We start from the raw sequence: 19,958 nt of genomic DNA on the forward strand, positions 1-19,958 counted from the left end.
GCGAGCCTGCCGCCCACGCGACCGCGCCCGGCAGTTACGCTACGACTCGTAGCGAAAGAGATGTGGGCGGGACGAACGGCAATTCCTCGACGCCCACCATCTTTCGCGGCGAGCGAAGAGTGAAGAGCGACAACCACAGTGAAAAGCAGAGCGGCACGGGGTGGGGACCCCGCGCCGACAACCATCGGTCCTCCTCGGGACCTTGGCGTCACGACCGTCCGCGGCCCCGCAATCCGGCGGGGGGCTTCGGACGGGCGCGGTTCCCGTACGGCTTGGGGGAGGATGTACTCATGCAGCCACGGAACATGTCCATGAGCGGAGTCGTCGACCTCGCCGCCGTGAAGGCGGCCCAAGAGGCCAAGGCGAAGGCGGAGCAGGCGCGCGCCGAAGCGGCCAGGCAGGGCGGGGGCGCGGTTTCCGGCGTCTCCCCGTCGAGCCTCGTCATCGACGTCGACGAGGCGGGCTTCGAGCGCGAGGTCCTCCAGCGCTCCAGTGAAGTGCCCGTCGTCATCGACTTCTGGGCCGAGTGGTGCGAGCCGTGCAAGCAGCTGAGCCCGCTGCTCGAAGGCCTCGCGCGGGAGTACAACGGCCGCTTCGTCCTCGCCAAGATCGACGTAGACGCCAATCAGATGCTCATGCAGCAGTTCGGGGTCCAGGGGATCCCGGCCGTCTTCGCGGTGGTGGCCGGACAGGCCCTGCCGCTCTTCCAGGGCGCCGCCCCGGTGGAGCAGATCCGCCAGACCCTTGACCAGCTGATCCAGGTCGGCGAGGAGCGCTTCGGTCTGACCGGCGTCGTCGTCGACCCGGACGCGGAGGACGGCGAGGGCGGGGAGCAGCGGGAGGCCGCCGTCGCCGAGGTCCCGGCCGGTCCCTACGACGCCCTGCTCGAAGCCGCCGTCCAGGCGCTCGACGCGGGTGACCTGGGCGGCGCCGTCCAGGCGTACCGCAATGTGCTGAACGACGACCCGGGCAACACGGAGGCCAAGCTCGGCCTCGCCCAGGCCGAGCTGCTGCAGCGCGTCCAGGACCTGGACGCCCAGCAGGTCCGCAAGGACGCCGCCGACCGTCCCGCTGACGTGGCCGCGCAGATCGCCGCCGCCGACCTGGATCTGGTGGGCGGTCATGTGGAGGACGCGTTCGGGCGGCTCATCGAGGCGGTCCGGCGTACGGCGGGCGACGAGCGGGACGCCGCGCGTGTGCGGCTGCTCGAACTCCTCGAGGTGGTCGGCTCGGACGACCCGCGGGTGAGCGCGGCGCGCACGCAGCTCGCACGGGTGCTCTTCTGATCGGGTCCGGTCCGACCCGGCCCCTCTTGATCTGGTCCCGCTGATCCGGTCCTGTCGGCCCGTTCGCTGACCAGTCCCTAAACGCTGGGGCTTGTGATGCCCGAGTGAAAATCTGCCGCCAAGGCGTCACAGTGGCCGCGCTTTACCAAAACTTGGTAAACGCGGCCACTGTTACTTGGAGTAAGCCCAGGCCAGTCTTCTGTCCTGTTCTGCCCTTCAACATCCCGGTCTGCTCCTGCCCATGGGTGCACCGTCCGTGGCCGACCGATACCGCGCGGTCGTGCTTCGGTTATCGGGCCGTTACTAGCCAGTAACGAACCCCCTTGTGCGGGGGCCGAGAATGCACCACGATCGGCGACGCTCGGTCCTTTGACCCGCAGCCCGAAAGCCAGTCGGGAGCGGGGTTTCTGGGTCCCCACCGAGCAGGCCGGAGGCACCCCGTCGCCGGTCTTGGACAGGGGGGTCTCTGCCATCCGGCAGGGCCTGTCCGGCAGGTTGTGCGTGTCGCGTGCGACCAGTGGTTGTCGCTCGGGGGTGATCGCCGGTGCTGAGTGGCGCAGTTGCGCGCCTCCCATGCGGGCGCTCTCCTTCCCGAGGACGTAGCGCTTCTCCCATCCCTGCCCGGCTGAGCCGCCCGAACGGGAGCAGTCAGGGCCGGAGATGTACGTCCGAGAAGGAGGAAAGTCATGGAGTCCGTGGCTCGTGGCGGAACCAGATGGAAGCGGTTCGCCGTAGTCATGGTGCCGAGCGTCGCGGCGACTGCCGCGATAGGCGTGGCCCTCTCGCAGGGTGCACTCGCGGCATCGTTCAGTGTGTCCGGCCAGCAGTTCAAGGTGACCGCCAAACAGCTCGACGGTACTGGTTTCGTCCAGTACGGGGCGCTCGACAGCGGTAAGTCGGGTAATCACCCGGTCGCCGTCGTCGGCCTCGACGAAGCAGAGATCACCAACCTCTGCCAGTCCGTCGTCGTTCCGGTCCCCGTCTTCGGCGATGTGTCGATGACCCTCAAGGCCGGCGGTAACGGCGGCCCGAAGGTCGAGGCGAAGAAGCTTTACATCGACGCCGATGACCTGAAGGCCGACGCGACGTTCACCAACGTGGACATCGGCGTATCGGTCGACCGGACGACCAAGGGCCCTGGCCCGTCGAAGGGCGACAAGTACGCCCCGGATTCGTTCGCGCAGCAGGCTGACTCGGTGAAGTTCACCGACGTCAAGCAGCGTGCGTGGGCGACCACCGCAGGCACCTTCAAGCTCTCTGGTCTGGGCATGTCGGTCAAGAAGGGCAAGCACGAGTGCTACTGAGGCAACTGATGCCTTAGCAGCGGTACTTGTCGCGCAGCACGGCTGGGCGCGGGGGCGCGACGAATCTTGACCTCAAACCGTCCCCGTGCCCGAATCCGCAGCACACACAGAACCAACGCCGTTCCCCGAGGAGCTGTACGACATGAGCGCCGAAGCGCAAGTGGGACTGGGCGACAAGCTCGGTCGGATGCGCCAATCGTTCCGAGGGTGGCGCGGTCAGCGCCCGTTCTGGGGTGGCCTGCTGACGTTGCTCGGCGGCATCCCGATCATGTACTTCCCGTACGCGAACCTCACGCTCGGCACGATGACGATCCGGATGGCGACGACCGCCGGTGCCGGCTCGTTGATCATCGGCGTCCTGCTTGTCGTGCTCGGCCTGACCATGTGGTTCCAGCCGCATTCCCGGATCTTCGCGGGTGTCGCGGCGATTCTGCTCGCCCTGGTCTCTCTGGTGGTCTCCAACTTCGGCGGTTTCGTCATCGGCTTCCTGCTCGCTCTGCTCGGCGGTGCCCTCGGCATCTCCTGGGCGGCGGCCAAGCCGGCGAAGGCGTCCGCGAAGGGCAGTGCCGACAGGGAAGCCGACCGCTCTGATGACGGGGCGCCGGAGCCCGCGGCCGCGGGGGCCGCGAACGGGGTGAGCGGCACTACGGACGATCTGTCAGGAACGAGCCCGGACAACGGGACGAACGGGAGGCACCGTGCCGGCTGACGAGGTGCACCACGCTGACTCCGCGGGGGAGGCCCGCGCGAGATCCGGGCCGCGCCACGCGGCACCCAGAAAGCCGCTCCTCACTCGCCTGCACGTTCCCGCGGGCAAGGCGATAGCCATCGCGGCCATGCCGACCGCAGTCCTCATGGGCATGGGGCTCACACCTCAGCTCGCGCAGGCCAAGCCGCTGCCGAAGAACCCCTTCCAGGACGGCCCGTGTGTCACGGCGCCGGACGACGCCTCCAAGGCCACCAAGGCCACCGAGGATACGGAGAAGGAAGCCGACAAGGCTGCCGAGGAGAAGGCGAAGAAGGAGAAGGCCGAGAAGGCGGAGAAGGACGCCGCCGAGAAGGCCGACAAGACGGGCAAGGACGACTCCGGCAAGGCCACCACCGAGCCGACGACCAAGCCCTCCGCCGGTGACAAGGCGGGTTCGGACGGCGACAAGACCGAGCCGACTCCGTCGTCGTCCGCTTCGGACGACAAGGCCGGCGACAAGGCCGACGAGCCCGCGCCGGATCCCTCCGAGACCAAGAACCCGTTGGACCCGCTGGGTGTCGGTGACGCGCTCAAGGACATCTTCACGCCCGACGAGAAGAAGTCCCAGAGCCCCACGCCGACGCCCTCCGCCTCGCAGGAGAGCAAGTCCTCGGGGTCCTCCAAGTCCTCCGACGACACGGTCAAGGACACGGTCGACGACGTCACCAAGCCGGTCGACGACACCCTCGACGGGGTGAAGGACGGCGTCAAGGACGGTGCCGACAAGGCCGAGGACTCGGTCGACAAGGCTAAGCGGGAGGCCAAGGAGAAGGCTGAGAAGGCGGCTGAAGAGGCTGCCGACAAGGCCAAGGCGCAGGAGTCCGCGGACCCGATGGCACCGGACGAGAACGGCAAGAAGCCGTTCCCGTGCGTGGTCGAGAAGAAGGTCGACGGAGACGCCGAGCAGACGCCGTCGCCGATCCCGAACCAGCCGTGGAACCTGGAGGCCAGCTCGCTGACGCTCAAGGGCGCGGACTACCAGGGCGTCGTGAACGTGAAGATGCCCAACGGCCAGACCAAGCAGACCTTGAAGTACGTCGTCGACAGCACCGACATCGGCGATCTGCACCAGATCGTCGACGGCCCCGCCGGCAAGAAGTACCACGTCGAGGCCGCCAAGGGATCCACGTCCACGATCACGGGCGGGAAGACGACGATGTACACCGAGAGCATCTCGGGCAAGCTCTTCGGACTCATCCCGATCACGTTCGACCCGGAGCACCCGCCGCCCCTGAACATCCCGCTGATCTACTTCACGGACGTGAAGGTGAAGCAGGCCGGTCAGTTCGGCGGCAACCTGCACATCCCCGGTCTGCACCAGTCGATCACCGACTGATCTTCACCGGAGTACCGGAGTACCGGAACACCGGGTCACCGCACACCGGAACACCGGGAGCCGCGGAAAGCGCTGAGGGCGCCCCCTGAACCAGGGGGCGCCCTCAGTGTCGTACCAGGGCGTGTCAGCCGCCCAGGTGGTGCACACGGACCATGTTGGTGGTGCCGGGGACACCGGGGGGCGAACCGGCGGTCATGACCACGGTGTCGCCGTCGTTGAAGCGGTTCAGCTTGATCAGCTCGGCGTCGACGAGCTCGACCATCGCGTCGGTGTTGTCGACGTGCGGCACGACGTACGAGTCCACGCCCCAGCTCAGGGTGAGCTGGTTGCGGGTCGCCTGGTCGGTGGTGAAGGCCAGGATCGGCTGCGCCGCGCGGTAGCGGGACAGACGGCGGGCGGTGTCACCGGACTGCGTGAAGGCGATCAGCGCCTCGGCGCCCAGGAAGTCCGCGATCTCGCACGCGGCGCGGGCCACCGAACCACCCTGCGTACGCGGCTTCTTGCCGGGCACGAGCGGCTGCAGACCCTTGGCGAGCAACTCCTCCTCGGCCGCCTTGACGATCTTCGACATCGTCTTGACGGTCTCGATCGGGTACGCGCCCACGGAGGACTCGGCGGACAGCATGACCGCGTCCGCGCCGTCCAGGATCGCGTTGGCGACGTCGGACGCCTCGGCGCGCGTGGGGCGCGAGTTGGTGATCATCGACTCCATCATCTGGGTCGCGACGATCACCGGCTTGGCGTTGCGGCGGCACATCTCCACGAGGCGCTTCTGCACCATCGGGACCTTCTCGAGCGGGTACTCCACTGCCAGGTCACCACGGGCGACCATGACGGCGTCGAAGGCCGCGACGACGCCCTCCATGTTGGCCACGGCCTGCGGCTTCTCCACCTTGGCGATGACGGGGACCCGGCGGCCCTCCTCGTCCATCACCTTGTGGACGTCCTTGACGTCGCCGGCGTCGCGCACGAAGGACAGGGCGACCATGTCGCAGCCCATCTTCAGGGCGAAGCGCAGGTCCTCGATGTCCTTCTCGGAGAGCGCGGGCACGTTCACGGCCGCGCCGGGCAGGTTGATGCCCTTGTGGTCGGAGATGACACCGCCCTCGACGACGATCGTCTTGACGCGCGGGCCGTCCACCTCGACGACGCGCAGCTCGACGTTGCCGTCGTTGATCAGGACCTGGTCGCCCTTGGAGACGTCACCGGGCAGACCCTTGTAGGTGGTGCCGCAGATGGACTTGTCACCGGGGACGTCCTCGGTGGTGATGGTGAACTCGTCACCGCGCACCAGCTCGACGGGTCCCTCGGCGAAGGTCTCCAGGCGGATCTTGGGACCCTGCAGGTCGGCGAGGACGCCGACGGCACGGCCGGTCTTGTCGGCAGCGGCACGGACGCGGTCGTACCGCCCCTGGTGCTCGGCGTGCGTGCCGTGGCTGAAGTTGAAGCGGGCCACATTCATACCGGCTTCGATCAGCGAGACGAGCTGCTCTTCGGAGTCGACGGCGGGGCCCAGCGTGCAGACGATTTTGGAACGGCGCATGGGGGCGATCCTATCGGTTTGTTTCGCTTCGGAATATTCCGTCTGGTGGAATCTACAAATGGGCGGAAGTGCGCTCAGGCGTTGCGGCGCTGACGGGTCCTGTCATGACGGGTCGCCGAGCGTCGCAACCAGCGCGTAGGTCTGCCGCGCGATCTCCAGCTCCTCGTCGGTGGGGACGACGGCGACCGCCACCCGCGCGTACTCCGGCGAGATCAACCGCGCCTCGTCGGAACGTACAGCGTTGAGCGCTCCGTCGACCGCGAGCCCCAGTTCCTCGAGGCCCGCGACCGCGGCCTCCCGCACCGGCGCCGCGTTCTCGCCGACCCCCGCCGTGAACGCGATGGCGTCCACCCGGCCGAGCACCGCGTAGTAGGCGCCGATGTACTTCTTCAGACGGTGGATGTAGATGTCGAAGGCGAGCGCCGCGGCCTCGTCGCCCCCGTCGATGCGGCGCCTGATCTCCCGCATGTCGTTGTCGCCGCAGAGGCCGACCAGGCCGCTCTTCTTGTTGAGCAGGGCGTCGACCTCGTCGATCGACATCCCGCCGACGCGGGCCAGGTGGAAGACGACCGCCGGATCCACGTCACCGGAACGGGTACCCATCACGAGCCCCTCAAGCGGCGTGAGCCCCATCGATGTCTCCACGCAGCGCCCGCCCCGCACGGCGCTGGCGGACGCGCCGTTGCCCAGGTGCAGCACGATGACGTTGACGTCCTCGGGAGCCTTGCCCAGGAGCCAGGCGGTCTTCCGGGAGACGTACGCGTGGGACGTCCCGTGGAAGCCGTAGCGCCGCACGCGGTGCTCGTCGGCGGTGGCCACGTCGATCGCGTAGCGGGCCGCCGACTCCGGCATCGTCGTGTGGAACGCCGTGTCGAAGACCGCGACCTGGGGGAGGTCGGGGCGCAGGGCCTGGGCGGTGCGGATGCCGGTGATGTTGGCCGGGTTGTGCAGCGGCGCCACCGGGACGAGCCGCTGGATCTCCGCGAGCACCTCGTCGGTGATGACCGTCGGCTCAGTGAACTTCAGGCCGCCGTGCACGACGCGGTGGCCGATCGCGGCGAGCTCGGGGGAGTCGAGGCCGAGCCCGTCGGCGCTCAGCTCGGCGGAGACCGTCCGCAGGGCCGCCTCGTGGTCGGCGATGGGCTCCTCGCGCGCACGCTCCTCGCCGCCGCCACCGGTCAGCGGGGTGTGCTTGAGCCGCGAGGTCTCCTCGCCGATGCGCTCGACGAGGCCGACCGCGAGACGGGAGCCGTCCCGCATGTCGAGCAGCTGGTACTTCACCGACGAGGAGCCGGAGTTGAGGACGAGGACGCGGGTGGCGCTCACGGGAGGAATGCTTTCTGTAGACGTCATGCGGAGGGGGCGCCGTCCCGGCCCTGGTCCTGGGCCTGGATCGCGGTGATGACGACGGTGTTGACGATGTCCTGGACGAGGGCGCCGCGGGACAGGTCGTTGACCGGCTTGCGCAGGCCCTGGAGTACCGGACCGACGGCGATCGCGCCCGCCGAGCGCTGGACGGCCTTGTATGTGTTGTTGCCGGTGTTCAGGTCAGGGAAGATCAGCACACTGGCCTGCCCCGCGACCTCCGAGTCCGGCAGCTTCGTCGCCGCGACCGAGGGCTCCACGGCGGCGTCGTACTGGATCGGCCCCTCGATCTTCAGGTCGCTGCGGCTCTCCCGCACCAGCTCGGTCGCCTCGCGCACCTTGTCGACGTCGGCGCCCGACCCTGACGTACCCGTCGAGTACGAGAGCATCGCGATCCGCGGCTCCACGCCGAACTGCTCGGCGGTGGCGGCGGCCTGCACGGCGATGTCGGCGAGCTGCTCGGCGTTCGGGTCCGGGTTCACCGCGCAGTCGCCGTAGACGAGCACCTTGTCGGCGAGGCACATGAAGAAGACGGAGCTGACGATCGAGGCGTCGGGCTTCGTCTTGATGATCTCGAAGGCGGGCCGGATGGTGGCGGCCGTGGAGTGCACGGATCCCGACACCATGCCGTCGGCGTAACCCCCCTGCACCATCAGCGTGCCGAAGTAGTTCACGTCCGCGACGACGTCGTACGCCAGCTCCACCGTGACGCCCTTGTGGGCGCGCAGCTCGGCGTACTCGGTGGCGAAGGCGTCCCGCAGCTCGGAGGTCTGCGGGTCGATGAGCTGCGAGTCGGCGAGGTCGACGCCGAGGTCGGCCGCCTTCTTACGGATCTGCTCGATGGGACCCAGGAGCGTCAGATCGCAGACACCGCGGCGAAGGAGTACATCGGCGGCGCGCAGGACGCGCTCCTCGGTGCCCTCGGGCAGGACGACGCGGCGCTTGTGGGAGCGGGCCTGCTCCAGGAGCTTGTGCTCGAACATCATCGGCGTGACGCGGTCGCTGCTGGGGGCCTGTACGCGGCTGCGCAGGCCGGCGGTGTCGACGTACCGCTCGAAGAGCCCGAGCGCCGTCTCCGCCTTACGGGGGGTGGCGGCGTTCAACTTCCCCTCCAGAGCGAAGAGTTCGCCCGCGGTCGGGAAGGAGCCGCCGGTCACGGCGATGACGGGGGTGCCGGGCGCGAGGCGGTCGGCGAGCTTGAGGATCGCCTCGCCGGGCTGCTCGTTGAGGGTGAGCAGGACGCCCGCGATCGGCGGCGTACCGGCGCTGTGCGCGGCGAGCGAGCCCACGACGAGGTCGGCGCGGTCGCCGGGGGTGACCACGAGGCAGCCCGGGGTCAGGGCGTTCAGGAAGTTCGGCAGCATCGCGCCGCCGAAGACGAAGTCGAGCGCGTCACGCGCCAGGCCCGCGTCGTCGCCGAGCACGACGCGGCCGCCGAGCGCGTGGGTGATCTGGGCGACCGTGGGGGCGGCGAGTGCGGGCTCGTCCGGCAGGACGTAGCTGGGCACGGGGAGGCCGGTGAGGCTGTCGTGGATCTCGTCGCGGTCGGCGGGCGCCACCCGGTTGGTGACCATCGCCAGGACGTCGCAGCCCAGGCTCTCGTAGGCGCGATAGGCGTTGCGCGTCTCGGCGCGGACCGATTCGGCGGTCTGGTTCTTGCCGCCGACGACGGCTATCACCGAGGCGCCGAACTCGTTGGCGAGGCGGGCGTTGAGGGACAGCTCGTCAGGGAGCTGGGTGTCGGCGAAGTCGGTCCCGAGCACGAGGACGACTTCATAGTCCCTGGCCACCCGGTGAAAACGGTCGACGAGCTGGGAGACGAGCTCGTCGGTGCCCTGCTCGGCCTGGATCGCGGAGGCCTCGTGATAGTCCATCCCGTACCCCGACGCGGCGTCCTGCGCGAGCCGGTAGCGGGCGCGCAGCAGGTCGAAGAGCCGGTCGGGCCCGTCATGGACGAGCGGCCGGAACACCCCCACCCGGTCGACCTGACGCGTCAGGAGCTCCATGACTCCCAGCTCGACGACCTGGCGGCCGTCGCCCCGGTCGATCCCGGTCACGTACACGCTGCGCGTCACGCGTGCTCTCCCCTTCTTCGCTGGCTCAGGGCCGCAAGGCCTCCAGACCTTCAGACCTCCAGGCCTTCTCGGCCTCAAGGCCCCAGCCCCGGACAAATGACCCGATATGGTTGCCGTGCCCTCTTGACAATACCTCTGCGGCTGGCTAGGGCGCCCGCCGGACGAAGGCCCCCATTCAGCGGGCCTAAAGGCCTCCTCCCCAGGATCGGGCGGAGCAGCCGCGAGAGGGGAAGGGTTCTGTGACGGAAGACGGAAGACGGAGGACGGGAGACGCAGGACGGGAGACGCAGGACGCGGGACGGGAGACGGCGTTCGACGGGTGAGCGGCGTCCGGTTCCCGGCCATGGAACAATCAGACCGGCTCACACGCATCAACAGCGAGCAGGAGACACAGCACGATGCGCATCGGAATTCTCACCGCAGGCGGTGACTGCCCCGGCCTCAACGCTGTGATCCGGTCGGTCGTGCACCGAGCCGTCACGCATTACGGCGACGAGGTCATCGGCTTCGAGGACGGTTACGCGGGCCTGCTCGACGGCCGCTACCGCTCCCTGGGCCTCAACGAGGTCAGCGGCATCCTGGCTCGTGGCGGAACGATTCTGGGTTCCTCGCGCCTGGAGCGCGACCGCTTCCGCGCGGCTTGCGAGGACGCGCCCGCGCTCGCCAAGGAGATCGGCTTCGACGCCCTGATCCCCATCGGCGGCGAGGGCACGCTCACGGCCGCGAAGATGCTGTCGGACGCGGGCCTGCCGGTGGTGGGCGTCCCGAAGACGATCGACAACGACATCTCCTCCACGGACCGCACGTTCGGCTTCGACACGGCGGTGGGCGTGGCCACGGAGGCGATGGACCGCCTCAAGACGACCGCCGAGTCCCACCAGCGCGTGATGGTCGTCGAGGTCATGGGCCGCCACGCGGGCTGGATCGCCCTTGAGTCGGGCATGGCGGGCGGCGCTCACGGCATCTGCCTCCCCGAGCGCCCCTTCGACCCCGCTGACCTGATCAAACTGGTCGAGGAGCGGTTCTCGCGCGGCAAGAAGTTCGCGGTGATCTGCGTGGCCGAGGGAGCGCACCCGCAGGAAGGCACCATGAACTACGGCGTGGGCGCGATCGACCGGTTCGGCCACGAGCGCTTCCAGGGCATCGGTACGGCACTCGCGTACGAACTGGAGACCCGCCTCGGCAAGGAGGCCAAGCCGGTCATCCTGGGCCACGTCCAGCGCGGCGGCACCCCGACCGCGTACGACCGGGTTCTCGCCACCCGCTTCGGCTGGCACGCGGTGGAGGCGGTGCACCGTGACGACTACGGCCGGATGACGGCGCTGCGGGGCACGGACATCACGATGGTGCCGCTCGCGGAGGCGGTCACCGAGCTGAAGACGGTGCCGAAGGACCGGATGGACGAGGCGGAGTCGGTCTTCTAGAGGCGCGTGGAGCTGGGCGGCCGGGGTCTCAGCCCTTGGCCGTCCCCCGGGCCTGGGCTCTGAAGTGCTCAGCCCCCCCCGGGCCTGGGCTCTGAAGTGCTCAGGCTCCCCGGACCTGGGCCCAGAAGTGCTCAAGGATCTTGTCCAGGAAATCCCGTCCGGCACTCCCCGAGGCATCGGCCCCGGCCCCGCCGCCCCAACTGAGTGTCCGGACCATCCGCGACTGGTAGTCGGCGTGCAGTTGCTGCAACACGTCTTCCAGATGCCGCTTCCGTACGGGCAGCATCTTGCTGACGGGCCGGACGTACCCCTGCCAGCGGGTGGACACGGCGCTGCGCAGCAGACCGGCGAGCTCGTCCGCGCGCCCCGTGACGGTGATGAAGTCGGACAGGGGGAGCTGAAGCACCTCGGCGAGGGCGGCGGACTGCCGTTCGTTGCCGCGCCAGGTGTTGGTCTCCTCCATGTGCAGATAGACCTGGATCTCGACGCCGGAGCCCCGCGCGACATCCTCCGGGGCAAGCCCGCGCGCGAGCCGGTGTTCGCGCAATGTCGTCGCGGCGCCCATGAGTTCACCGGGAGAGCACCACAAGGTCCCCGCGAGGGCGGTGAGCTCGGCGGAGGTGGGCGAGGCGAGCCCACGTTCCCAGGCGGAGATGGTCTCGGGGGTGATGTGGGCGAGACCGTAGCTCGCCCGCATCCCGTAGGCGACATGCCCGTGCGCCATCCCGAGGGCCTCACGGAGGCGACGGGCGGCGGGGAAGTTGAACGGGGGTGTGGGCTGGTGCGGCGGTTGGCTCGGTTGCACGGGCACACGGTATGGGGGCGGGGGGCTGGCGACTACGGTGCGTTCCTACGAGGTTGCGGATTGGTGCGAAGCTACGGGGAGCGGGCTGGGGGCTGGGGGAGCGGTGCTCGCCCAGCGGTGCCCCTGCCACGGAGAGCGCGCCGATCTGGACAGTATCGACAGTGTCGACAGTGTTGGACGTGGTCGGTCGCGAGGTTGCCCTCCCTGTCGGTCAGTCTTGCCGCTCTCGATCGGGCGGACCCCGGAGGCGAGGCGGGGTAGGTCTCAGTGTCGTCCTTCGTGCCCGGGGATCTTGAGGGAGATCGGCTCCGCGGTGGTCGTCGCACGGATGGACATCGGGGCGGCAGGTCACCCCTTCACCGCGCCTCCCAACGCGAAGCCGCCGCCCAGGCGGCGCGAGATGAGGACGTACAGGAGGATCACCGGCGTCGAGTAGATGATCGAGAACGCCGCCAACTGCCCGTAGACGACCGTGCCCTTGTTGCCGAAGAAGTCATTGATGCTCACCGACGCGGGCATCTGCTCCGGCGAGAGCAGGAGCATGAACGGGACGAAGAAGTTGCCCCACATCATGACGAAGGAGAAGACCGTCACCACCGCGACCCCCGGGCCCATCAGGGGGAGCACGATCCGCAGCAGGGACTGGAACGACGACGCGCCGTCCGTCCACGCCGCCTCCTCCAGCTCCTTGGGGACCCCGTCCATGAAGTTCTTCATCAGCCAGATGGCGAACGGCAGTTGGGACGCGGCGAAGAAGAAGATCGTGCCCTGCATCGTGTCGATCAGGTCGACCTGGACGAACAGCGCGTACACCGGGACCATGATCGCGGTGATCGGCAGGCTCGTCGCGAAGAGGATCGTCAGCATGAAGGGGCGGTTCAGGCGGGACTTGAAGCGGGAGAGCGGGTACGCGGCGAGTGCCGCGCAGACAACCGTCAGGAGGGTGCCGCCGCCGCACAGGAGCAGGCTGTTGAGGAGGGGCGTGAAGGTGATCTCGGGGGTCAGGACCGCGTCGTAGTTGTCCAGGGTGATGCCGTCGGGGACCTTCACCTTGAGATCGGCCTTGGTGTCGAGCGACGACAGGATCACCCAGGCCAGGGGAAGGACGAACGCGGCCGCGACCACGAGCAGCCCCGCGTCCGCCGCGAGACGGCGGCCGGTGCGGCGCGAACCGAGGCTCCGGGCCGGTGACTTGACGGTGTTGGCGGACACTCAGACCTCCGTGCGGAGCAGGCGCATATAGACGAGGGAGAAGAGTGAGCCGACGACCAGGAGCAGAAGCGCCACCGCCGTGCCGTACCCGATCATGCTCTTCTGGAAGGCCTGTTCGTACATGAACAGGGGAAGGGTCTGGCTGCGGTTTCCCGGACCGCCTCGCGTCATCACCCAGATCAGACCGAAGACGGAGAGGGTCTGGAGGGTGTTCAGCATCAGGTTCGTGCCGATGGAGCGGCGGATCATCGGGAGCGTGATGTGCCACATGCGGCGCCAGCCGCCCGCGCCGTCCACCTCGGCCGCCTCGGTGATCTCCTTGGGGATCTCGTTCAGGGCCGCCGAGTAGACCAGCATCGAGAACGCCGTCCCCCGCCATACGTTGGCGAACGACACCGCCAGGATCGGCAGCGTGTACATCCAGTTCTGGGACGGGAGATGAAGGAAGTCGAGGACCGCGTTGAGCGTGCCCTCGCGGCGGAAGAACGCGTACAGGAGGAAGGCCGCCACCACCTCGGGCAGCACCCACGCCGTGATCACGATCGCGCCGGTGAGCGTGCGGACCGGCTTGGACGCCCGCTGCATCAGGGACGCGAGCGCGAGGCCGATGGTGTTCTGCCCGATCAGCGACGAGACGACCGTGAAGACCAGGGTCAGCCAGACCGCGTTGAGGAACGCCTCGTCGCCGAAGGCCTTACGGAAGTTGTCGAACCCGACGAAGCTCGACTCCGCCTGGCCGGTGAGCTGGAGGTCGGTGAAGGCGATGTAGGCGCAGTAGCCGATCGGTCCCGCGAGGAAGAGGAGGAGCAGGACGACGGCGGGGGACAGGGGCAGCGCGCGGGTCAGGGCCCGGCCCGTCAGTCTGCCGCGGGACGGGGGCCGCGCGGGGCGCGGGGCGCCCGGATCGGGTGCGATCTTGGCGATGTCGCCGGGCCCGGCGGGGGGTGCGGTGGTCACCTCGGGACACTCACTTCCCTTGCGTACGGATCCCTCGCGGACGTGCGTGCGGGATCCCTTACGGACGTGCGTGCGGACAGCCGCCCGCACGCACCTCTCCACGTACCGGCGTCGCTACTTCTTGACGACCTTGCCGTCCGCCGCCGCCTTGACCTCGTCGTCGTATCCGCTCGCCGCTTCGGCCACGGAGCCGTCGCCCGTCGTGACCTTCTCCATGGCCTCCTGTACCGCGGTGGAGACCTTCGGGTACGCCGGGTACGCGGGGCGGTAGTTCGTCGAGGGGACCAGGTCGGTGAAGAACTTCAGACCGGGCTGCGCCTTGAGGTACGCGGGGTCGGCCGCCACGTCCTTGCGGACGGCGATGCCCGAGTTCGCCACGTACCACTTCTGGGCGTTGGCCTTGGTCTGCATCGTCTCGATGAACCGGAAGGCCAGGTCGGGGTTGGACGCCTTGGCCGGGATCGCCCAGGTCCAGCCGCCGGACATGCTCACCTTGCCGGGGGCCTCGCCGTTCTGGGTCGGCATGTGCGCGAGGCCCAGCTTCTTCGACCACTCGGGCCACTCGTGACCCGCGCCCTTGCCCCAGTCCTGCGGCAGCCAGGAGCCGTCGAGGTTGATGCCGAGCTTGTCCTCGGGGAGGAGTTCGCCGCGGACCCGGGTGGCGAAGTTCGGGTCGAGGGCGTCGGTGACGTCCGGGCCGAGCTTCTCCTTGTAGACCGTCTCGACGAACTCCAGGGAGTCCTTGAAACCCTGGCTGCCGGTGACCCACTTCTTGGACTTGGGGTCGTACATCGGGTTCTGCCCCGTGCCGTACAGGAGCATCTCCATGCCCTGCATGGTGGCCGCCTCGCCGGCCGGCTTGCCCGTGTAGACGTTCAGGGGTGTGACGCCGGGGACCTTCTTCTTGATGGTCCGCGCCGTCCGGAGGATGTCGTCCCACGACTTCGGCTGCCAGTTCGCGGGCAGCCCGGCCTTCTTGAAGATGCCCTTGCTGAACCAGAGGCCGCGCGTGTCGGTGCCGTCCGGGACGCCGTACGTCTTTCCGTCCGCCGCCTTCGCCGCCGTCTTGGACGTGGAGATGAACTGGTCCCAGTCCTTCCACTTGTTCAGATAGGGATCGAGCGGCTTCAGGTAGCCGCTGGTGATGTCCGAGTTGATGAGGAAGGTGTCCTCGTAGACCAGGTCGGGCGCGGTCTTCGGGGAGCGCATCATCTGCTGCAGCTTGGTGTAGTACTCGGAGTCCGGCGCCTTGATCGGCACCAGCTTCACCTTCTTGCCGGGGTTCTCCTTCTCGAACTGCTTCTTGATGTCCGCCAGATAGGTGTCCATGACCTTGATCTGGTTGTCCGTGGACTGCTTGAAGGAGATCTTCACGGTGTTCGGATCATCGCCGGAGCCCCCGCCGCACGCGGTGAGGGTGCCGGCGGCGACCAGGGCGGTGGCGAGGAGCAGCGGGGTGGTGGGATGCACGGGCACGACCTCCTACTGGCCGACGCGGCTGGGTTACCACGCAGGGCGCAACGCGGGGCTGCCCGGTGAACGTAAGGGCGGGCTCGGAGCAAGGTCAATGCCCGTGCAACGCCCCTTGTCATCAACGTGACAACGTTGTTATTGGAGGCGGCTTCCGGGCGTTACCGGTGAGTCAGCGGGCTGCTAATCGGCTTATGGGGGCGGGAAGTTGAAGCGTCAGCCGGCCGACGTGAGCCAGCGGTACACGTACTCGGGGCGGCCCACGTGGCCGTACTGCGGCGTGCGCGACGCGCGGCCCGTGGTGACCAGGTGCTCCAGGTAGCGGCGCGCGGTGATGCGGGAGATGCCCACGGTCTCGGCGGCGACCGCGGCGGTGACGCCCTCGGGGGGCGCGTCGCGCAGGGTGCGGGTCACCCTCTCCAGGGTCGGGCCGCTGAGCCCTTTGGGCAGGGCGGCGGGGCTTGGCGCGCGCAGGGTGGCCAGGGCGCGGTCCACCTCGTCCTGGCCGGTGGCCTCGCCCGCCGCGGTGCGGAACTCGGCATAGCGGGTGAGGCGGTCGCGGAGGGTGGCGAACGTGAAGGGCTTCAGTACGTACTGGACGACGCCGAGGGAGACTCCCTCGCGTACGACCGTGAGATCGCGGGCCGACGTGACGGCGATGACGTCCGCGTGGTGGCCCGCGGCCCGCAGAGTGCGGGCCAGTTGGAGGCCGTGGCCGTCGGGGAGGTGGAGGTCCAGAAGGAGCAGGTCCACCTCTGTACGGTCCAGGGCGCGTTTCGCCTCGGCGGCGCTGTGCGCCTTGCCCACGGCGTGGAAGCCGGGGATGCGGTTCACATAGAGGACGTGGGCGTCGGCCGCGACAGGGTCGTCCTCGACGACCAGAACCCGGATCGGCTCGGTCATTTGGTGCCTCCGTCTGTTGCGTCCGGTGTACTGGACGCCTCGTCATCGGCACCCGGCGTCGAGCATTGTGCGCCTGGCGGCGAGGGCTGCGTGCCTGGCGTCGAGGGTCGTGCTCCCGGCGGCGAGGGTCGTGCACCCGGCATCGAGGGGCGCGCATCCGGCATCGAGGGGTGCGCATCCGGCATCGACGGTTCCGCCCGTCGGATCGGTTGCCCGGAACGCCTGCCCGCAACAGGAGCGGCCGAGTTCAGGCGGACTTCGAACTCGGCGCCTCCCTCCGGTGAGTCCCGCACGGTCAGTGTCCCCTCATGCTTCGTCACCGTCTGGTGGACCAGGGCCAGGCCCAGGCCGCGCCCCGCCGTGGCCTTCGTCGACCAGCCGCGCTGGAAGACCGCCTCCGTGTGGGCGGGGTCCACCCCGGAGCCCGTGTCCGACACCCGCAGCGTCAGCCCCGCCTCGTCCGCGTGTGCCGTCACCGTCACGCGGGCCGCGGGCGAGCCCTGGGCCGCGTCCACGGCGTTGTCGATCAGGTTGCCGAGGACCGTCACCAGGTCGCGCGCGGGCAGGTCGGCGGGCAGCATGCCGTCGTCGATGCTGCTGTCGGGGGAGACGACGAGCTCCACGCCGTGCTCGTTCGCCTGGGCGGCCTTGCCCAGGAGCAGAGCCGCAAGGACCGGCTCGCTCACCGCCGCCACCACCTGGTCCGTCAGCGTCTGGGCGAGCTCGAGCTCGGCCGTGGCGAAGTCCACCGCCTCGTCGGCGCGGCCCAGCTCGATGAGGGAGACCACCGTGTGGAGGCGGTTCGCCGCCTCGTGGGCCTGCGAGCGCAGGGCGCGGGTGAAGCCACGCTCCGAGTCCAGCTCACCGGTGAGGGCCTGGAGCTCGGTGTGATCCCGCAGGGTGACCACCGTTCCGCGGCGCTCACCGCTCGACACGGGGGATGTGTTGACGACGACCACCCGGTCCGACGTCAGGTGCAGCTCGTCCACCCGGGGCTCGGCCGCGAGCAGCGCGCCCGTCAGCGGGGCGGGCAGGCCCAGCTCGGCGACGTTACGGCCCACCAGGTCGCCCGATACGCCGAGCAGCTCGCGCCCTCCGTCGTTGATGAGGGCGATGCGCCGCTGCCCGTCCAGCATCAGGAGCCCCTCGCGCACCGCGTGCAGTGCCGCCTCGTGGTAGTCGTGCATGCGGCTCAGCTCGGCGGCGTTCATGCCGTGGGTGTGGCGGCGCAGGCGGGCGTTGATGACGTATGTGCCGAGGCCGCCGAGCGCGAGCGCGCCCGCCGCGACGCCGAGCAGGGTGAGCAGCTGTTCGCGCGCCGTCTGGCTGATCACCTCGATGGTGATGCCCGCGCTGACCAGACCGGTGATGCGGTCGCTGCCGTCGTCGGCCAGGATCGGGGTGACCACGCGTACGGACGGGCCCAGCGTCCCCGTGTACGTCTCGGTGAAGGTCCGGCCCCGCAGGGCTTGTGCCCGGTGGCCGAGGAAGCGCTCGCCGATCTGGTCCTTGTCGGGGTGCGTCCAGCGGATGCCGTCCGGGTCCATGATCGTGACGAAGTCGACCCCGGTGTGGCGCAGCACGTCGGTCGCGTACGGCTGGAGGGTCTTCGTCGGATTTCGGCCACGTACGGCCTCACGTACCGAAGGGGAGTCCGCGACCGCCCGCGCCGCCGCCGTGGCCTGGCGGCGCGCGCCCTCCTCGGCCTGGTGCCGGTCGCTCAGGAACGTGAACAGGGCGCACCCGGCCACCACGAAGGTGACGAGCACGATCTGCATCGCGAAGAGCTGACCGGCGAGGCTGCGGGGCCGGGGCGGTCGGGCGAGGGACATGGTGCCCAGTCTGCCTCGCTCCATAAGTGCGAACTAAATGAACGCAAGGGTGACCGCCCTCACAGGGCGAGAGATAGTCACCCGAGATTCGCCTGCCCAGGACGTGAGCCGCACGCACTGGCCGAAAACGCCGACGTAGTCGTTCAAGGAGGGCCCTCGTGGCCGACACCACCGACAGCCAGGTGGCACCTGCGCCCGCAGCCAAGCGGGACCGCACTCACTACCTGTACATCGCAGTCATCATCGCCGTGGTCTTCGGTATCGGTGTCGGACTGCTCTTCCCCGACTTCGCCAAGGAGCTCAAGCCGCTGGGCACCGGCTTCGTGAACCTGATCAAGATGATGATCTCGCCCATCATCTTCTGCACGATCGTCCTGGGCGTCGGCTCGGTCCGCAAGGCCGCCAAGGTCGGCAAGGTCGGCGGCCTCGCGCTCGGCTACTTCGTCGCGATGTCGGTCGTCGCGCTCGCCATCGGTCTGCTCGTCGGCAACATCCTGCACCCGGGCTCCGGCATGGACATCTCCGACTCCGAGAAGGGCGCGGGTCACGACGCGGCCGAGGAGGCGGACAAGGGGCTCGTCGACTTCGCGCTCGGCATCATCCCGAAGACGATCGTCTCCGCCTTCACCCAGGGCGAGGTGCTGCAGACGCTCCTCGTGGCGCTCCTCGTGGGCTTCGCGCTGCAGGCCATGGGCCGCTCCGGTGAGCCGATCCTGCGGGGCATCGGGCACATCCAGCGGCTGGTCTTCCGCGTGCTCGGCATGATCATGTGGGCCGCCCCGGTCGGTGCGTTCGGCGCGATGGCGGCGGTGGTCGGCGAGACCGGCGTCGACGCCCTGAAGGCCCTTGCCACGATCATGATCGGGTTCTACGTCACCTGTGCGCTGTTCATCGTGATCGTGCTCGGCACGCTGCTGCGCCTGGTGACCGGGGTCAACCTCTTCAAGCTCCTGAAATACCTGGGCCGCGAGTTCCTGCTCATCCTGTCCACCTCCTCGTCCGAGTCCGCGCTTCCGCGGCTCATCGCGAAGATGGAGCACCTGGGCGTCAGCCGCCCGGTCGTCGGCATCACCGTCCCGACGGGCTACTCCTTCAACCTCGACGGCACGATGATCTACCTGACCATGTCGTCGCTCTTCATCGCCGAGGCGATGGACCAGCCGCTCGGCATCGGCGAGCAGATCTCCCTGCTCCTGTTCATGATGATCGCGTCCAAGGGCGCGGCGGGTGTCTCCGGTTCCGGCATCGCGGTCCTGGCGAGTGGTCTGCAGTCGCACAAGCCGGGCCTGGTGGACGGCGTCGGCCTGATCATCGGCGTCGACCGCTTCATGAGCGAGGCCCGCGCCCTGACCAACTTCGCGGGCAACGCGGTGGCGACGCTCCTGATCGGTACCTGGACCAAGGAGGTCGACCGGCAGCGGGTCGACGACGTCCTCGCGGGACGGCTGCCGTTCGACGAGAAGACGCTGCTCGACGACGACGGCGCGTCCGAGTCCGGGTCCGGCAACGCGGACGCGGACGGGGCGGACGCCGTCCCGTCGCAGCCCGAGGGCAGCGAGAAGAAGTCCCTGACGGCTTCCTGACGGCCTCCTGACCGCACCTGACGGCTCAGAGCCGTCGGCCACCGACCGGGTGGTCCGTGAGGCGGGCAGGTCCGCCGCGATCAGCAACGTGTCTCTTATACACATCTGACGCTTC

The 19,958-nt window shown here is 69.0% G+C and carries 15 protein-coding genes; 6 read left to right on the forward strand and 9 right to left on the reverse strand.

The window, feature by feature from the left end:
• The first annotated feature begins 290 nt into the window (after positions 1–290).
• The 4 genes from ACFVXC_RS40935 (at position 291) to ACFVXC_RS40950 (ending at position 4,674) form a co-directional block, all read left to right on the forward strand.
• Entirely contained in the window at positions 291–1,286 is a 996-nt protein-coding gene (locus ACFVXC_RS40935; RefSeq protein ID WP_389916672.1) for a tetratricopeptide repeat protein, read from the forward strand.
• A 686-nt stretch (positions 1,287–1,972) separates the two neighbouring features.
• Positions 1,973–2,590 carry a DUF6230 family protein gene (locus ACFVXC_RS40940; protein ID WP_389916674.1) on the forward strand — a complete coding sequence of 206 codons (618 nt, stop codon included), beginning with the start codon at positions 1,973–1,975 and terminating at the stop codon, positions 2,588–2,590.
• Positions 2,591–2,732: 142 nt separating this feature from the next.
• A complete protein-coding gene (locus ACFVXC_RS40945; protein ID WP_389916676.1) occupies positions 2,733–3,299 on the forward strand; it encodes a DUF6114 domain-containing protein in 567 nt (188 codons plus the stop codon).
• Entirely contained in the window at positions 3,289–4,674 is a 1,386-nt protein-coding gene (locus tag ACFVXC_RS40950; RefSeq protein WP_389916678.1) for a hypothetical protein, read from the forward strand. Before ACFVXC_RS40945 ends, ACFVXC_RS40950 begins: the two co-directional genes overlap by 11 nt.
• A 124-nt stretch (positions 4,675–4,798) precedes the next feature.
• On the opposite strand, the gene pyk is transcribed toward ACFVXC_RS40950, so the two are convergent.
• The 3 genes from pyk to pta form a co-directional block, all read right to left on the reverse strand.
• The gene (gene pyk, locus ACFVXC_RS40955) at positions 4,799–6,217 is read right to left on the reverse strand and encodes a pyruvate kinase (RefSeq protein ID WP_389916680.1); all 1,419 of its coding nucleotides are present in this window, start codon (positions 6,215–6,217) and stop codon (positions 4,799–4,801) included.
• A gap of 102 nt (positions 6,218–6,319) precedes the next feature.
• Positions 6,320–7,543, reverse strand: a complete 1,224-nt coding sequence (locus tag ACFVXC_RS40960; RefSeq protein ID WP_389916682.1) for an acetate kinase — start codon at positions 7,541–7,543, stop codon at positions 6,320–6,322.
• A gap of 23 nt (positions 7,544–7,566) precedes the next feature.
• The gene (pta, locus tag ACFVXC_RS40965; RefSeq protein WP_389916683.1) at positions 7,567–9,657 is read right to left on the reverse strand and encodes a phosphate acetyltransferase; all 2,091 of its coding nucleotides are present in this window, start codon (positions 9,655–9,657) and stop codon (positions 7,567–7,569) included.
• Between the two features lie 398 nt (positions 9,658–10,055).
• On the opposite strand from pta, the gene ACFVXC_RS40970 reads away from it, so the two are divergent.
• Positions 10,056–11,081 (forward strand): ATP-dependent 6-phosphofructokinase, encoded by a 1,026-nt coding sequence (locus tag ACFVXC_RS40970; RefSeq protein ID WP_389916685.1) that lies wholly within the window; start codon positions 10,056–10,058, stop codon positions 11,079–11,081.
• A gap of 100 nt (positions 11,082–11,181) precedes the next feature.
• Here ACFVXC_RS40970 and ACFVXC_RS40975 read toward each other — a convergent pair whose 3' ends face one another.
• The 6 genes from ACFVXC_RS40975 to ACFVXC_RS41000 form a co-directional block, all read right to left on the reverse strand.
• A complete protein-coding gene (locus ACFVXC_RS40975; protein WP_389916687.1) occupies positions 11,182–11,892 on the reverse strand; it encodes a helix-turn-helix domain-containing protein in 711 nt (236 codons plus the stop codon).
• 342 nt (positions 11,893–12,234) lie between these two features.
• Positions 12,235–13,098, reverse strand: a complete 864-nt coding sequence (locus ACFVXC_RS40980) for a carbohydrate ABC transporter permease (RefSeq protein WP_389916689.1) — start codon at positions 13,096–13,098, stop codon at positions 12,235–12,237.
• The gene (locus tag ACFVXC_RS40985; protein ID WP_389916691.1) at positions 13,099–14,055 is read right to left on the reverse strand and encodes a carbohydrate ABC transporter permease; all 957 of its coding nucleotides are present in this window, start codon (positions 14,053–14,055) and stop codon (positions 13,099–13,101) included.
• A 114-nt stretch (positions 14,056–14,169) separates the two neighbouring features.
• A complete protein-coding gene (locus ACFVXC_RS40990) occupies positions 14,170–15,531 on the reverse strand; it encodes an extracellular solute-binding protein (protein ID WP_389916693.1) in 1,362 nt (453 codons plus the stop codon).
• Positions 15,532–15,741: 210 nt separating this feature from the next.
• A complete protein-coding gene (locus tag ACFVXC_RS40995) occupies positions 15,742–16,428 on the reverse strand; it encodes a response regulator (RefSeq protein WP_389916695.1) in 687 nt (228 codons plus the stop codon).
• The gene (locus tag ACFVXC_RS41000) at positions 16,425–18,260 is read right to left on the reverse strand and encodes an ATP-binding protein (protein ID WP_389916697.1); all 1,836 of its coding nucleotides are present in this window, start codon (positions 18,258–18,260) and stop codon (positions 16,425–16,427) included. The genes ACFVXC_RS40995 and ACFVXC_RS41000 overlap by 4 nt, the downstream gene beginning before the upstream one ends.
• 158 nt (positions 18,261–18,418) lie before the next feature.
• On the opposite strand from ACFVXC_RS41000, the gene ACFVXC_RS41005 reads away from it, so the two are divergent.
• Positions 18,419–19,843, forward strand: a complete 1,425-nt coding sequence (locus tag ACFVXC_RS41005; protein WP_389916699.1) for a cation:dicarboxylate symporter family transporter — start codon at positions 18,419–18,421, stop codon at positions 19,841–19,843.
• Positions 19,844–19,958 lie beyond the last annotated feature (115 nt).

Origin of the sequence: Streptomyces sp. NPDC058257, from assembly GCF_042881845.1 — a bacterium.
GTDB lineage: Bacteria > Actinomycetota > Actinomycetes > Streptomycetales > Streptomycetaceae > Streptomyces.

What these genes read in the sequence shown, in the direction of transcription:
- ACFVXC_RS40935 (WP_389916672.1), top strand. Translation starts at nt 291, where the DNA reads ATGCAGCCACGGAACATGTCCATGAGCGGAGTCGTCGACCTCGCCGCC.
- ACFVXC_RS40940 (WP_389916674.1), top strand. Translation starts at nt 1,973, where the DNA reads ATGGAGTCCGTGGCTCGTGGCGGAACCAGATGGAAGCGGTTCGCCGTA.
- ACFVXC_RS40945 (WP_389916676.1), top strand. Translation starts at nt 2,733, where the DNA reads ATGAGCGCCGAAGCGCAAGTGGGACTGGGCGACAAGCTCGGTCGGATG.
- pyk (WP_389916680.1), bottom strand. Translation starts at nt 6,217, where the DNA reads ATGCGCCGTTCCAAAATCGTCTGCACGCTGGGCCCCGCCGTCGACTCC.
- ACFVXC_RS40970 (WP_389916685.1), top strand. Translation starts at nt 10,056, where the DNA reads ATGCGCATCGGAATTCTCACCGCAGGCGGTGACTGCCCCGGCCTCAAC.
- ACFVXC_RS40995 (WP_389916695.1), bottom strand. Translation starts at nt 16,428, where the DNA reads ATGACCGAGCCGATCCGGGTTCTGGTCGTCGAGGACGACCCTGTCGCG.
- ACFVXC_RS41000 (WP_389916697.1), bottom strand. Translation starts at nt 18,260, where the DNA reads ATGTCCCTCGCCCGACCGCCCCGGCCCCGCAGCCTCGCCGGTCAGCTC.